14 protein-coding genes are annotated in these 15,623 nt (G+C 57.0%); 1 reads left to right on the forward strand and 13 read right to left on the reverse strand.

Going from position 1 to position 15,623, the window contains the following annotated elements; translation table 11 throughout:
- Positions 1–241 precede the first annotated feature (241 nt).
- From HF854_RS10645 to HF854_RS10705, 13 genes are all read right to left on the reverse strand, one after another.
- Positions 242–913 (reverse strand): DUF4376 domain-containing protein, encoded by a 672-nt coding sequence (locus tag HF854_RS10645; protein ID WP_168936264.1) that lies wholly within the window; start codon positions 911–913, stop codon positions 242–244.
- Between the two features lie 772 nt (positions 914–1,685).
- On the reverse strand, positions 1,686–2,522 hold the full coding sequence (locus tag HF854_RS12545; RefSeq protein WP_205906108.1) for a tail fiber protein: 837 nt from the start codon (positions 2,520–2,522) through the stop codon (positions 1,686–1,688).
- A gap of 113 nt (positions 2,523–2,635) precedes the next feature.
- Positions 2,636–2,896: a Txe/YoeB family addiction module toxin gene (locus HF854_RS10655; RefSeq protein WP_168936265.1), complete on the reverse strand. Its 261-nt coding sequence runs from the start codon at positions 2,894–2,896 to the stop codon at positions 2,636–2,638.
- A 4-nt stretch (positions 2,897–2,900) separates the two neighbouring features.
- Positions 2,901–3,155 carry a type II toxin-antitoxin system Phd/YefM family antitoxin gene (locus HF854_RS10660; RefSeq protein WP_168936266.1) on the reverse strand — a complete coding sequence of 85 codons (255 nt, stop codon included), beginning with the start codon at positions 3,153–3,155 and terminating at the stop codon, positions 2,901–2,903.
- Between the two features lie 144 nt (positions 3,156–3,299).
- The gene (locus HF854_RS10665; protein ID WP_168936267.1) at positions 3,300–4,778 is read right to left on the reverse strand and encodes an ATP-binding protein; all 1,479 of its coding nucleotides are present in this window, start codon (positions 4,776–4,778) and stop codon (positions 3,300–3,302) included.
- 628 nt (positions 4,779–5,406) lie between these two features.
- Entirely contained in the window at positions 5,407–6,186 is a 780-nt protein-coding gene (locus tag HF854_RS10670; protein WP_168936268.1) for a hypothetical protein, read from the reverse strand.
- A gap of 13 nt (positions 6,187–6,199) precedes the next feature.
- The gene (locus tag HF854_RS10675) at positions 6,200–7,348 is read right to left on the reverse strand and encodes an AAA family ATPase (RefSeq protein ID WP_168936269.1); all 1,149 of its coding nucleotides are present in this window, start codon (positions 7,346–7,348) and stop codon (positions 6,200–6,202) included.
- 197 nt (positions 7,349–7,545) lie between these two features.
- Entirely contained in the window at positions 7,546–8,604 is a 1,059-nt protein-coding gene (locus HF854_RS10680) for a hypothetical protein (RefSeq protein ID WP_168936263.1), read from the reverse strand.
- Positions 8,605–8,606: 2 nt separating this feature from the next.
- Positions 8,607–8,969 (reverse strand): hypothetical protein, encoded by a 363-nt coding sequence (locus HF854_RS10685; protein WP_168936270.1) that lies wholly within the window; start codon positions 8,967–8,969, stop codon positions 8,607–8,609.
- A gap of 30 nt (positions 8,970–8,999) precedes the next feature.
- Positions 9,000–9,794, reverse strand: coding sequence for a hypothetical protein (locus tag HF854_RS10690; protein WP_168936271.1), 795 nt, complete (start codon positions 9,792–9,794; stop codon positions 9,000–9,002).
- Between the two features lie 17 nt (positions 9,795–9,811).
- Complete coding sequence (locus tag HF854_RS10695) at positions 9,812–11,359, reverse strand: hypothetical protein (protein ID WP_168936272.1); 1,548 nt, start codon at positions 11,357–11,359, stop codon at positions 9,812–9,814.
- Between the two features lie 68 nt (positions 11,360–11,427).
- Positions 11,428–13,308, reverse strand: coding sequence for a DNA-directed RNA polymerase subunit beta' (locus HF854_RS10700; RefSeq protein WP_168936273.1), 1,881 nt, complete (start codon positions 13,306–13,308; stop codon positions 11,428–11,430).
- The gene (locus tag HF854_RS10705) at positions 13,309–13,800 is read right to left on the reverse strand and encodes a hypothetical protein (protein WP_168936274.1); all 492 of its coding nucleotides are present in this window, start codon (positions 13,798–13,800) and stop codon (positions 13,309–13,311) included. It lies immediately after the preceding gene.
- Between the two features lie 725 nt (positions 13,801–14,525).
- Between HF854_RS10705 and HF854_RS10710 the strand changes: the two genes are divergently transcribed.
- Entirely contained in the window at positions 14,526–15,365 is an 840-nt protein-coding gene (locus HF854_RS10710) for a hypothetical protein (protein WP_168936275.1), read from the forward strand.
- Positions 15,366–15,623 lie beyond the last annotated feature (258 nt).

Below are 15,623 nucleotides of genomic sequence, written 5' to 3' on the forward strand. Positions count from 1 at the left end.
GGGCTACTTTACCTTGCTTTGGCCTGTATCCTTTGGAGAAAACTGGTATAGCAAGGTGTATGCCGGACATTCTCTTAATAAGATAATCGTCTCCAAATGTGGCAGCCTTAGACGATAAGGAGCACCATGCCTGTACCGCCCGTGGTGCTCCTCCTTGCCCGGTCCCCCCAGGACCGGGCTTTTTTGTCTGCATTGCCTGTAAAATTAGGACCAGCTGATAAAGTGATCGCTAAATGGCCTATCAGATAGCCTCCACCTCTTCCACCGTCTGCGCAGCGGCCACGGCGGCCTTGCGCTGCCCGCCCTCGGCCATTTTCGTTGCCTTGTGGTTCAGCGCGGCCGCATAGATGGGCAGGAAGGTCTCGGCGGTCAACTGCAAGATAACCAGGTCGCCTTTGCTGTCCGCTGTGTGGTTACGGTAGGCATTCCAGGGCGTGGTTGTGGGGATACCGCCATCGCTGGCCGTCGCGAGCTGCATGGACACAGCCGCGTCGGCGAAGTTCTGCTGGTCAAAACTGTCGTAGGAGAAGTGCAGCAGCTCCAGCGTGTTGGTATCCGGCGGGGTGGCCTCGCACTCGAACCCGGCCATGATGGCAGAAGAGGTCTGGGCGTCGATGGTGGCGAGTTTGCGGGCCTTCACGTTCTCCAGGGAGTTGTAGACTTCCTCGGCGGCTGCTGCTTCGGCTTCCAGCCGTCTTTTCTCCTCTTCCCACAGGGCCACATACGGGGCTACCTGTTTGTCGTAGTCCCCGGCAGTCAGCGGCTTGTTGGGGCCGTCCGTCCACTCGGTATGGCCAGTGTCCCCACGCCATTGCAGGGCATGCAGATTTGTCGGGGCGTCAAACGGGAAAACGAGGACCTTGCCATCGACGATGATCAGACTATCGGTGGGGACAACAGTGACAGTGGGCATGGTAGCAACCTCCACAGGGGTTGAAGGTGTGAGAATGGGGGCTAATGGAATGAATATAGGAAGGCATCTGGCAAGGGAGTAACGTGGGGGTGTCTATTCCGTGACCACCTTCCTGTCCGCCGGATCGGGATGCTTTAATTTTCTCGGCCGCAGCCAGTACCTCGTCTTCGGAAATTTTCTGCATTCCGTGTGACATCAGCTTAAAAAACATAACACTTCCTTTTTGTTGCTTTTTTGGAGAAATGTAACAGTATTTCCGGCACTGTGGGGGCCACGACGCTGACGGTAACACAGATGCCGAGCCATACTCATACGTTCAACAAGGGCACTTATGGCGATATCGCAGAAGCCAGGGGCAGTGCGAACTCTGGAAAACAAACGACCGATGCTACCGGCGGTAGCCAGTCCCACACCCACAGCCTGACTGGAGCCAAGGCCGGCAGTGCCTCCAGTCTGCCGCCGTACTATGCCTTGACATACATCATGCGGACAGCCTGATCCGGCGGCTGGCGTGGCCTGCGTGGGCCTTCGGCCAGCCTTTCCGGCACTGTCGGCGAGACCACGCTTACCGTGGAGCAGCTGGCAGTCCACAAACATAAATTGACACCTGCCGACTATTCGGCGGCTGGGGCGCGTGTAGCTGAGAGCAATGGGCCAATCGATGCGTCTTGCTACACCAATGATGCTGGCGGTTCTCAGCCTCATACGCACAGCCTGTCTGGGGAGTCCGGGGAGGTCAGTTCCCTACCGCCGTACTATTCCCTCGCATACATCATGCGCATCTCATGATCAGCGCCAAAGCATAGTAAGGCGGCAGGCTCTGCGCCTCACCAGATGCCCCGGAAAGATTGTGAGTGTGGGGTTTTGAGCCACCGGTGGAATATGTGGTCAGATCAACCCCCTCATAATCACCACCGCCTGTAAAGCGTCCACTACCATTGTCCGTAGTCCCCTGGTTACATTTATGTGTATGGCTGGCCAGTTGAGCCACGGTGAGGGTCGTGCTGCCCACAGTGCCGGAAATACTGTGCGTATGGGTCTCAGAGCCGCCAGTTGAGCCAGCGGGCACGGAATCCGACGCGCCCAGAATCATGCGTCCCAGCAAATTCGGCACAGAGCCGCCATTGCCGTCGCTGCCACCGTCACAGATGATCCAGTTCTCACGGGCCACTGTCTCCCCGGGCATGATGGCACGACGGCCGTCGCTCCCGCCGAAGGTCACGCCGTCAACGGCAATAGGCACGCGCATGGGGAAAATATTCCACGGATCGATAGAGCTGGCAGCTGCATCAGCGGCGTTCTTTGCCTCAACGGCCTTGTCATACGCGGCCTTCACTGCCTTGGGAGTGGCAGCCACACCGGAATCGGCACCGGACGTGCTGTTGGTGGCATCGCTGAGCTTCGTCGTACCGGAAACAGTTCCGGACGCCGTGCCGATCGTCTGTGCCGGGTGCACATGGTCGCCGCGGGCAACGGTGTTGGACGTACCCGCGGAGGCAGTGCCGCCGGCCTTGGGCGCTTCCGCGCTGAATGGCATGATGTCGCCACGCAGGGTGACGCCTGCTCCGTTCGTATCGAAAAGGCGCTTGAGAAGATTGGGGAAAGCCATGGGATATGTCTCCTGGTAGGCAAAATTTCGGAGCAACCAGGTGGTTGCCGGATAAATATTGCTTTGCGGGGAGACAGAGATTCAGGAGATGAAACCGCGTCGTGTGCGAGCGGTCAATAATGGTAGCGGCATTGGAGGACGATCAGAGCCGCACCCTGCTCGTCAAGGCGATACACAAGGCGGTCTTCCTGATTGATGCGACGGGACCAGCATCCCGCAAGGTCAAAGCGGAGCGGCTCCGGCTTGCCAAGGCCTTCAAACGGATTGCGGAGCGCATCACGCAGCAGCTCATTGATGCGCTTCAGCGTCCGTTTGTCGGTCGCCTGCCAGTACAGGTAATCGTCCCACGCCTGGGGCGTCCAGGTCAGCAGCATGGTGCTAATCCTTAAGGTCATGCTGTACGGTCTTGCTCACGTCAGCGGCGTGCAATGCTTCCCGCAACCGGGCGGCATTGGCCGGGGAACGCAGCAGATAGGCTGTCTCCATGATGGCGTTATAGTCCTCCAGGGACATCAGCACCACGGAGGGAGACTTCTGGCGAGTGATGATGACAGGCTCGTGGTGGTCACAGACACGGTTCATGGTTTCCGCAAGATTTTGCCGTGCCTCGGTATAAGTGATGGCCTGCGACATATGCACCTCCTTCTGTACAAATATAAGTACATACTTTGCCATTTCTGTCAACATGCCAAAAGGCGTGTGTGGTGGAAGAGTACAGGCAAGAGTACAAGTTGGACACTTGGTCGCACTCTTCGTCAGCTTGCCGGCAGGCTGATACTACCGCACAAGGCGGTAACGCTGCTTCGGGCTGTGCCGTACTTCCATAGGCTCGAGGATACCGGTTGCCACAAGCCGTTTCACCCTTGTGCTCACGGTGGATTTTGACAGACCGGATCGCTCGACTATTTCGGTCACACTGAGAGGACCTGACCGGGAAATCTCATCAATGAGGGCCTGCTCAAGTTCCTTGCCCGGAACGCGCTCCTTTTCTGACTTCGTTCTTCTTCTTTTCGAGAAGACTATACGGAAATTGTTCAGTGTGGAGTGCATCTCAGCCGGGTACATATCCGCCTGTTCCAGGGACAGATTGATGGTTCGTATTCCGCTGCCACGATTTTCAACCACAAAACCCTCACCGGGGAATGGCGTCGTCTCCAGGATATTGGACAGGAACTGGTTCCTGGTGGCGACGATGCCTGGTTTTCCCAGATCCTCGATGGCGACGCGGCCATACAATCCGCCAGGATTCAGTACCTCAAGACAGTCGGCATACATGGTGAGACTCACGGAAGACGCCCTGCCTTCAGGAGAGTAGTCACGATGCTGCAGGGCGTTGGCAATGGCCTCGCGTACGGCTATGAGCGGATAGTCCGGAAGCTCTCTCCGGAAAGCACCGTCTATCACAGCGCCTATATGCATATTCCTGCGTACGCAGTCCAGAGCTTCGGCTATCATGACGGGTATGGACCCGACGATCGTCCTGCTGTCCACAAAACGCTCGTCGCTTGCTGGTGTACCGGCACTGTTGGCTGTATCCTGATAGCGTGAAAAACTCACCGTCAGGGACGGAAAATATTTTTGAGGATAGATCCCGAGGGCAAGCAAGCCTGCCAGCGTGGGGTGAAGGACACCGTCCACCTCCTCGACGATGCGCAGACTCTTCATGATCTCTTCATCCGGCATGGCCGCAAAAATACGGGGATGCAGCGCCTTTTGCCTGGCAATAAGATCCCGCAGCATGTACGGATCAAGGTCATCCGTTGTGGCCTCCATGACGACCTCCGCGTCCCAGCATGGCTGCCTGTTCGCCTCGAGCATGCGGTCTATCTCGTACCTGCTCAGACGCCTGTCCCCATCACCTGTGCGTATGTATGAGCCGCGGTACATGCCCTGGGCCGTCACATAGCACGGACGGTCCTCTATGGCCTTTGGGTATATCCAGGCCGCCAGGATGTTGTGGCTCTCGAACGGAATGATCTCCATGTCGGGACGAACGACGGGGGTGAGTTTTTCGCCTGCGGACACCATGGCATTCTGAATGCTCGCGGCGTTAAAGCCATCCACGGGCGCGAACCGCTCCTTTTCCGAAAGGCCAAGCAGGAACAGCCCGCCTTCCCCGTTGGCGAATGCGGACATGGTCTCCGGGACGGAAGAAGGCAGCTTGCCGGCCGCTTCCTTGACTTCGCACGTTTGCGTATCCTGTCCGATTTTTCGTAATCTGTGGATATGACTGATTATTTCATCCGTATCCAGCATGTGCATCTCCTCGGGTATCCGTGTACTTTACCGAAGAGTGCAGGGAAGAGTGCAGATTGTCAAGTTATGGTGCACTCTTCGTATTTTTGCTGTTATTCATTAAAATAAGCAAGTTATGAAATATTTCAGCGCACGAACTGTCCGAAGAGTGCAAGGAAGAGTGCAAGTTGGACACTTGGTCGCACTCTTCGTCAGGTACCGTGTTTGCGGCCGTGTGTCGTTGGCAAAGATGAAGGAATACTTCAGCGCCAAACGGAGACAGTCAGATGCCTGAAAATATTCCTCATGATATCGCCTATATCACCAGAAACGAGCTGGATGACAGGCCATTCTCGCCGACAAAGCCGTCTCTTCATGGAACGGAGGCTGTTTGTGGCAGGCCTGACAGAGCGGCGCGTCAGGCAAAATACTTGACATGACTTTGCCGGTATGCTTACAAAAAAAGGGCGGTGAGTGGTGCTAACACCCACCGCCCTGCGCGAACCCCGCGCCTCACCCAAACCTGTTAGGGTTCAAGTTTCAGCGGCCCCGGTAGTTTTTGCCGAACTACCGGGGTCGAACCTTATCCAATATCGCTAGCTGCACGAACGCAGCAGGACAGTCAGGAGAAGGGCCACAGCTCCGGATGTTACATACCTCCAATGCGGACGGATGCGGCGATTTCGCGGAGATTCCGCAAGGCTTGGTCCGGCAACTCTCTGTCTTTCACATTTGTCATTGCCATACTGGAAAGATCATCCTTCCAGGCATTGAAGGATGGCATGTTGATTGCCTCAGGTCTGATGACACTTTCTTTCATGAGCTCTACAAGGCATTCCTGCGTAGCCTCAGTTCCAAGGCATTCTCGAAGTATTGATTTTGCACTGTTTGGGCTGTTATCATTGCCGGAAATATCTTCAAGCTGATTGCACGATTGGTAGTTATTTTTTAGAGCGCAAAGCAACCATACCTCTGACTTAGGGTTTGGCAGCATAGGACACACATGCATTACCTCCTGTTTCCTGTCCATGCAGAAGGCAATGCTATCGTGTTTCTCTTTCCAGCGCCCCAAACTTCTTTGGCTACGGCTTCCATCGGCATCCCGAAAAAGAATTGGCAGAACTTCGCAGTTTGTTTCCTGAGACAGTTTGACAGCGCTAGCGAGGAGTACTCTCGCAGCCTTCCTGAACTCCTTATTTTGCCCAAGCGCCATTGGTTTTAGAGTTCTGGAAATACTGTTCAAAGATACTTCAGGTATAAACCACATTGACATAGAGTCGAGTGGTTCAAAATTTAGAGTATTGTATATAATAGAGTTTATGAAATATGCCATTGGACCGGGATCCCAAGAGCCTGGGGCGTAAAGATCATAATTTCCGGATGCCTTGCCAATATCTGTCGGACCTTCTCCGCTGACGAGAATAAGCATGGTATATTCCAAGCTACACTAATTCCGCATCGATCAGGACGTCATCTATATCTACATCAAGAAACACCTCGCCAGGACTGAGGTAACTCAGGCGTTCACTGACCTCAGGAATTTCAAAGAAGCGTCGAATGCCGGTGGTACCATCCTGTTTCCTGTAGACAAGAAGCGTGCTTTCTATGGCGATATCCTCTTGCATGTAATTGATGATGACAGGATTATGCGTCGTTATGATTATCTGCGTGGGAAAGTCCGTGATCATACGGACGAGCTTTTCCATAATCTCAGGATTGAAGCCATTTTCAATTTCATCAAACACGATAAAAGTGTCGGACGTCATAAATTCCGTCAGGAAACCAACAAGCCTGAGCAGTCCGTCGCATGAGTTTTGCGAAGAAAATCTGTGCGTACCACCATCCGCACTTTTTTCCACAAAAAAGAGTTCTTTCCAGCCACCGCGCAAGGATGACGTGTATATGTTAATGATCCACGGATAGAACTCACATACCTTGGCAAGAAGTTCTTTGATCTGTCCGGCAGAAAATGTGGCAATCTTGCCGGAAAGAAATTCACCGCCCCTGCCGATATTGGTATCAGCATCAACTGGGCGCGTTCGCATACGCAGCTGCTTTGAGTTCAATGTATCGAACGAATACATCTTCTTCATGAAAGCACAAAAGGCTGTCAGGCCCCTGTCTTCAAGAATTTCTTTGTCAAGGATGCTGAGAATGGACCCTTCGTAGGTAAATATATTCTTTACTTCGTTTTCACCAAAGAATCTGTATTTCCCGTCCGCAACAGAAAATACCGTATTACCGTCTATTCTGATTTTTTCCTGCGTGCATCTGAGCTGCTGAATGTTAAAGGAAGAAGACCAGTTTACAGTGTGTCCATTAAAACGGCCTTCAATATCAAGGTTGATATTTTGCAGTCTTTGAAATGAGGATATATCCCGCTTTTCCCAGTTTCTGGACTTCAACCAGGGCGAAATCTTGCCACGAAAAATCTCACCAGCAAAATCGATGGCTTGCAGAACAGTCGATTTCCCGGATCCATTTTTGCCAATCAGGCACAGGAATGTATTATTTGGTGAGGGCGGAAACGGTATGGTGAAGTTGTGCAGTGACTTGAATTTGTCAATGTGAAAATGCGTAATATGATCCATGCTTGTCCCAGCCGTGTTTGATTTTCCAGAGTATCATCCAGCGCGCCTTGGCAGATCCATTCATGTGTGGATCTGCCAAGGCGCGCTGGATGATACGCACAATCTGTTGCTCTTTTTGATGGCCAGGAGCCATCCATCCAGTCGCACACCTGACTGGATGGATTATCAATCACATCGACGCATTTTTCAACAGGCTCCTACACGGTCGCCAGCACGTCCATCGTCGCGGGAATATCCTGGTAAAACCGAATGAGCGTCGAGGCCGAGCCGGACGGTCCCACTTCCTTGTAGGTACACGTATCTGCGTTATCGCCGCCGGCGCACATCACGCCGTCAAGGTATACCTTCAGGTGCCCGGAACCGACGATGTACGACGGCACGGTATAGTCCGCGTTGGCGGCGATGACGGATGACCGCGTACCGGACGCGGAATGCTGCGTAGTGGCGTTCTTCCGCTTCGCCGTGATGCTGACATTCTTCGAACCGTCGAACGACGCGGATCCTGTGACGTCCCCGGTAAGGGAGATCGTACGGGCTGTGGCCAGGGCCACGGCCTTGCCGTCGGTACGCCCTGTTCCGCCACGGACGGCGGCCAGCGTACCGGACGTGATGTTATCCGCGCTGTGATCGTGCGCGGACGGAGCAAACGTCGACGGCTTTCCCGTTACGCCGGACCACGGCACGGATGCCGCGGCACCTGCCGTGTACACGACAAGGGCGCCACTCACCGTCTGCTCTGTCTGCGACCCGGTAAAAACAGCGCCGTCCGTCACGCGGAACATGGCCTTGGCCGGGTAGGATACACCGTTGATACTGGAAGCGGCCGTGATCTGTACGGTGTCCCCTGTCTGGACATCGGTGCTCTTGAGCTTGAGCAGAGCGGCCACGTCGGCGACAACGACCAGACGTTCCAGCGCTGCGGCAGGGATACGCCCGATGTCGATGGTGCCGGACGTGATCTTTGAAGCATCAAAACCTGTCAGCGTGGCGGCAATGGAGATGCCGGCCGAACCGTCAAAGTCCGCGCTCCCCGTGACCGCGCCGGTCAGGGCGATATTGCGCTTCGCCGCCAGCTTCGAGGCTGTGGACACCGTCGTCTGCTTCGGGTGGACATGGTCCTCACGGGCGTAGCTTCGGGACACGCCGGGCGCCGCCGTTCCATGGGCCTTCGGGGCCACGGTGGAAGCCTGAGGCGCGTTCGCTATATAATCGCCGGCCTCTTTGAGTTGCTTAAGGATTTGAAAAGCGCCGGCCATGTTTACCTCCCGACACGGACGAGGATGCTTGTCGTTTTGTCCACGGTGTCCGTGAACGTGATACTGGTCGAAGGCTGGCCCTCGGTACCGGCCTCATGGAAGTCGGTACCAAGGGCGCACTTCAGCCCGTCCAGATACACCGAGATATGAGAGGCCCCGACGATGTATTGCGGCACGGTATAGGACGTGCCGCCGGCGATGTCGTTGGATCGTGACGCGGAATAATGCTCCACCGGATCGGTATCCAGCGCGGCAAGAACAGCGTCCAGGGGGTACTGCTCATTATCCATCTGGACGGTGACGGCGGATGCCACCGTTGCAGGCCAGATGGGAGAGCCGTGCTTGTTCTTCAGGGTTCCTCTCATATCTCGATGCTCCGGTTGGATACGCCTCAGCTACGCGGAAGCCTTTTCGAAGTACATGCCGCCTTCACGCAGGGTGGCGGGAGCCGGGGCACCGTTCTCCACCACGGCGAAGTCGACTTCGGCAGCCGTGGTGGCGGCGGCGGCCACCTTACCGTCCAGAACCTTGCCCTGTTCAGCGGACAGGGGCACGGCGGCGCCGCCGGTGGCCAGGTCATTGACGATGGAAGCGGTGGCCACCTTGGTGTCGACCACGCCGGACAGGGCGGTGATCTTGCCGTCCAGCACCTTGCCCTGATTGGCGGACAGAGGCTTGTTGGTATCGGTGGAAGTCACGTTGTCGACGATGTCGGCGGTGGCCACCTTGGTGTCGACCTTGGCAGGCAGGCCGTTGATGTCGGTGGCACTGATGGTCACGCCCAGGTCGGCCAGCTCGATGGTCAGGTCGCCTGTCTTGCCGTTGACGCTGGTGACGTTGCCCTTCTTGCCGGTGTCGATCCAGCCGGGGGCCCCGGCCTTTTCAGCGTCCCACACCCAGATGGTGTCGGTGTCGTTGCAGATGGCGTAGTCACCGGCGGTGCCTTCCTTGGGCAGGGCTTCGGCATTGGCGAAGCTGCCCTTGAACTTGCTCAGGACCTCGGGCAGCTTTTCCAGCTTGATGTTGCCGTCAGGGCCCAGCAGGCCGTCATAGGTGGTGACCTTGCCGTCGATCTCGCCACGCCAGACCTTGAGGGTCTTGCCGTCATCGTCCTTGACCTGGTCGAAACTGGTTTCGGGATACAGCTGGTTGCCCAGCTTGTCCTTCAGCAAACCTTTGATGATAGTCATGGTAGTTACCTTGGAGGTTATGGTTGTCTGTATGAGAAGTCGACTTCCTCTTCAGGAAAGACGACCGTTCCGCTGTCGAAGAGGAAGTCCGGGTCGATGACCTTCTGGTAGTCGTCCCACAGGATCCAGCGCAGACTGAGCGGCTTTTCCCAGTAATCCAGACCGGTGACGACGATCGCGCACCAGAAGGTGGTGTACGGCACGTCTGACAGGACGCGGATATGTGTCCTGTCAACTTCCTCATATTCAAAAACGGGCTGCAGCAGCATGCCTGAGCACCAGACGAGGAGGGAGCCGTCATTGACGGTGTGATCCGGCACTTCCACCAGGTCTCCCTCAGCCAGCGGGGCCTGCTGCACCCAGTTGTATCGCCGGGCGACGACCAGGTTGTCGACAAAGGCGACGGCGTCGTCCCGGGCTTTCTCGGCGAGCTTCTGGGCTGTCTTCGCATCCTCGGCGCACTCGCAGGACGTACCGGTGTGTTCCAGTGCCCTGCCGGCCTGTACGCGGGCTTCTTCAGCCTGCGTTTCAGCCTTGTCAGCCCAGGACTTCGCTTCGGATATCGCCTCTGACGAAGCCTTCTCGAAGGTCAGCTTCGCATCGGCAACGACGCCACGTGCTTCCTCGACCTTTCCCGCGGCAGCTTTCGCGCTGTCCGCAGCTTCGTTCGCCTTGTTCGCCGCCCTGTCCGCATGCTCCTGGGCGCTGGCTGCATAGCGGTCGACAGAGTCCAGGACCTCGAGGGCCTCATCGCGTGCCTGACCGGCCTCTTCAGCAGCCTTCTCCGCCCTGTCGGCATGGGACGACGCGGTGCCGACGAGCTCCTGCAGCGTCCCTTCCACAGACAGGATCAAGCCGTTGACCTTTTCCTCGGCCTTGGCCAGGAGCTCGCGGAAACGTACGGACAGACGGTGCAGGCACAGCTTTGTGACGAAGATGATGCGGAACACGGAGAAGTTACCGTGCTCCGTCATCGATTCGGCCCAGCGTTTCGAAGACTTCGTGCCTTCACCGCCGGGGCTGTTCCCGCTCTCCGCCCAATCCGCGGCAGCCTTCGCGGATCGGGCGGCGTGTTCGGCATGGTATTTGGCCGAGCCGAAACTTTGCGGATCGTCTTCGTCCGGTACTGCATCCAGGGCGAAGAGACGCGCTTCCTGGGCGCTTTTTAAAGCATCCCTTGAAGCTTTCGCCGCCGTGTCGGCGTAGGCAGCCACTTCCGATGTGATGACGGCGCCAGTACCGCGCGGCTCGTACGGTTCGAGTTCCGTGATGTCGTGCAGATGGCAGTCATGGTTGGGGACGGTGGCCAGAGCGCTGAAGCCCGTACCGTCAGGGAGCTTGACGGTGAAGAGGTACTCGCTGCTTTCCGTGCCGAGTTCGTTCGGAAAGACAGCGAGACGGCAGATGCCGTCAGCCCCTGTGAAGCCTTTGTAGCTCTTTGGGACGACATAGCCCTGCCAGCGGTCGACCGTGGTGAGTTTCGCTTCGACCACGGCGCCCTGGACAGGCTTGCCCACCTGGTCTTTGACGACGGTGGATACGAATACGGTTGGGGTCAGGGCCATGTCGTGTTCTCTGTCTGGGTGCTTCGTTATGCCGCGCTGCGGGGCGCGCGGCCTGTTCCATGGCCGGGTCAGTACGTCCCGCCCTGTCCGTGGCCAAGCTCCGTGCCGTACGCATACGCGGCGATGGGATTGTATCCGTGGATATCGCTTTTCTTGCCGTAAGATGCCGCGTCACGAAGCTGGTCCTTGAGGTAGCGATGGTTCATGGCAGAGAGCCAGTCGGGCGACTTCGTCACCACCCGCGTCAGGGGCGTCGTCTCCGGCGCCACTTCCAGCTCCTGCGTCACGCGAACTTCATTGACCATGTTCTGCTGTAAATATTGCTGGGTGCGTGCATCGATTTCAGTTCCCACAGTCAGGTCCAGGACACCCTGCGCCAGGACCATGCCGAGGGCCGCGTCCGTCTTCACCGTCCTGTACGGCAGCGATCTCACCTTCTCCACAAGTTCCTGGTACGTGACCACATCTCCAGGGAGCAGGTCTGACGATCTTGGTGCCTTGATGATCCTCACATAGGCGTGGGCGTTCCTGGCCAGGAGCTCGAAGTGCCTGCGGTCCATCTTCATGCCCGATGCCTTGTAGATGTCGTACATGTTCTGGGCGGCCGCGCTGCGGGCAAAGCCGAGATTCCGCAGGCGGGCGATGTCCTTGAGGTTGTCGACGCCCGTTGAAAGCTCTTTGCCCGGCCAGACCTCGACGCCTTCTTCCACGCCCTCCGCGAGCCTGAGGTTCGGAGGGATGTGGTAGTCCCAGTGGTTGCGCATGCCCGGCGTCGGATTGGCATTGACGATGTAGCGTTCAGGGACGGGACGCGTCTGCCGGATGGTGATGATCTTGCCGCCCTGCGGCGCCTGCCTGATGCGGAAGACAGTGCCGATGACCTCGCACAGGACTTTGCCATTGGGGTAGTTCTTCGGCGATTCCACGAACTGGCGGAAGCCCGCCTCGCCACGCAGGCCCTCATGCTTCACGGCCATGGACGTGGAGTGTTTCGAAGAGAGCGTCATCTGGGTAAGCGGCTCGCCAAGGCTGCCCGCGGTGACCAGACCGGCGTTGTCCCCGATCTCCCACTTCTTCCCTGTCCCGGGACGCAGCCCCATGCACATCCGGCATACGGAGCCGCCTTTGCCGTCACAGGTCTCCGGACTGCGTACGAGGACCTGCGTTATGCCGCGAGCCAGCAGGTCCTTCTGCATGTCCGGCGTGACGAGGTCGTTGCGCTTGTACGTTGCGACGTCACGGGCAAGGTAGCGGTCGATGATGTCGTCATCGCGAGTGCCGAGCAGGATGCCGCGTTCGGACCCGCAGTCTTCGGACGAGACCACCGACGTGGACAGGGTATTGCTGAAGACCTTGAGCATCTCGCCGGGTTTGGCCGTGGATACGGCGCCCTGGGCGATGTTTCGGCGCGATTCCACGGCACCGAGCCAGAAATGGAGCGGGTCGACGCCCTCGGCATAGCTCTTGGGAAAGATCTCGGGCACCACGCTCCCGTCATGGGCCCCGACGACGCCGGGGGAGGTACGCAGCTTCATGAGCTGGGTCTTGTTCCCCGTCAGGGCCGAGCGGACCATGACGGAGGCGTCGTCCTTCGACCCGTCCAGATCGTTCTTCGCCAGGTCCATCTGCAGGTTCGTAAGGTGGCCGATGACCTTGTCGTCATCACCGCGATCCTTCTTCACCAGTTCCGTGTACTTTTTGATGATGGCGTCACGCTTCTCCCTGTTCGGCACCTCGATCTCCCGAAGGCCCATGGTCACGGGCTCCATGGTGGAGAAGGTGTCGCCGAGCTTTTTCAGGGCCGAGACGGTCGCGTCGTAGCGGTCAGGGTACCGGCGCGCCACCTCGCCGAGCAGCTCGTTGAGGTAGGACTTGTCCACCTGCCTCGTGATGGCCATGTCCGGCGGCAGGGTCTTGTCGATAAGATACTGGGCGAATGTCTTGGCCATCTACCGCCCCTCCCTGTCTGTCCCGTTGGCCGCGCTCACGGCATCGTCCAGACGCATGGCGCGACGTCCGTAGACGTAGCCGCTGCGCGCCGTCTGGGACAGTGTCTCCGCGATCTCCGGGGTAAGGAAGGCGGCACCGGCGCCTACGCCCCCAAGACCACCGAGTCCGGCGACGCCACGCTTGTGCCTGCCAAGGAACTCTTTGGCTCTCTTCGCACGCTCCTGTGCCGCTTCCGCCGCCCGTGCCGCGCCGGCATTGACGCGTCCGGCGGTGTTTCTGAACGTGTCTTTGAACCCCGTCCCCGCCGTATTGGCGAACGTGCCGAAATTGCCCGCGGCCCAGCCCGCGAGGACTTCGCGGCTCGCCGTCTTGGACAGGATGTCTTCGAGGACGGAGCGCATGACAGCACCTGATGCCGTCTTCACACCATGTCCGGTGGAAGGTGTCGCCTGGGGAGGGACGGGGGTCTGAAGGATATTTGTCTTACTCATATCATTGCCGTTTATAGTTGCACTGTTACTTTGATTTGCAGTTTGAATTACAGTAGATGCAGTCTGATTAAGAGTTGAAGTAAAGTTGCTGTCACTGTTAACGGGGGGTTCGGGGGTGACGCTTGGCGAAGCGAAGATCTGCGCCGCTGTGCCGGCGAGCCGGCGGGCTCTTCTGAACATCCGGGGCTCCTTGATTTTTCAGGATATTACGCTGCCAAGAAGATTGCCGGAGACAGTGTCCGGGGCTCAGCGGTATCGGGGACCTGACGATGCCGGAGGCTCAGTCGGCGAAATCGCGTGAGGGTGCGTCCTGAGCGCCGAAAGGGCCGTGTCCGTGCTCGGTACGGGCCAGGGGCGTTTCGAAGCTCCTTGAGCCGTTTGCGGCCCGTTTTGGGCTATGTCCGATGCTGCGTATCGTGCTGAAAATGCGATATGCCAAAAAAATCGCTCGTATTTTAATTCTAAGCGATTTTTTGACTTGCCAGCTATCCCCGGTATGCAAAATTGCATTTGAAAGCTCATAGAGGCAATTCTGTGCGAAATTTTGCCATGTCCGATGCCACGTCCGTCGAAAATCAGGTAGCCGCGCGTTATAAGAACCCGAGGGTGTCCGGGAAGACGGCAAACGACCACGTCCGAATGCCGGGTAAAAATGCCTGAAACCCCTTGCCAATCTTGGGAAATCGGCGATTTTGCCATATTTCATAGCAAAAAGGTAGGTTATCATGCGCAAGGGCGCGAAAGTACGCGTGGATGCAGGGAAAGTCTCGCTCAGGAACAGGACGGAGGATCCTGCCTGGGCCAGGAGGCTGGTGGAGCTGGCCAAGGTGACCAGGGACGGGTACAGGGCGGAATTCGAAGTCCCCGGTGTCTCTTTTGCAAACAAATTCGAGGAGTTGCTTATGCGGCTCCCGGAAAGTTCCGGCGACTGGGTGACGATGCCCATGAACTACGTGCTCTGGCTCTACGCCCTTGGCTGCGACGAGGAAGAGGGCATGCGGCTTTACATGGGGCTGGCGCATGCCGCGACGCTGGCCTGCAGGGCCAGGGAAACGGCGCTCTCGGTGCCGAAAGGGGACATGCCGCTGTCGGTCGGTTCACGCAAGGTCCTGGCGGCGCCGGAAAAGTCGTTCAGGCGGTCCGACGGAAGGACGTTCCACAGGCTGAACATGATCCTGACAGCCTTGTGTTTCGCGGCCTGCGGGAAGATCGGGAAGTCGGAGAACGCACGCGTCAGCGAGGCGATCACGGCGGCGGCCCCGCTGGTGGGCCTGGCGCTCCCGCCTGTCACCGGAACGGCGGAAAACCCGCATACGGCAAGCGTTAGCGATATCAATCCGCTGACCAGCACGATGCTTTTCACGACCGTCCCGACGGGGACAGGCAAGCTGCTGCTCATGCTGCTGCTCAGGAGGGCCTGGCCGATGTACAAGATCACGACCCGGGAGATCACCCGTGAGGACTTCGCTGTGAACCTGCTGACGTACTTAAACTTATCTATATTTTCGGATTTTGACCAAAGTAGGAGGACTTCATTAACGTTCTCAAATACTTATCTATGGTAAATAATAAAAGTTATAGCACTATAACTTTTATTATCGAAAATGTTAAATGCGGAAATTTTTGAAAACTGTTTGCGCAGTGAGGAAATTACAAACTAATATTTTGTAAAAATGGCCTCCAAAACTACTATAAAATTAAGTAGTTAGAACTCATTTCATAATTAATGGGCAATTTTTATAACTCTTCTCAACAAAATCATAGAAAAAGCAAGGTGGACAAGAGCCGTAAAACGTTCAACGCACCTTTCCCAACGAGTTATT

Source organism: Desulfovibrio piger (assembly GCF_012843875.1).
In the GTDB taxonomy this organism is placed as follows: Bacteria; Desulfobacterota; Desulfovibrionia; order Desulfovibrionales; family Desulfovibrionaceae; genus Desulfovibrio.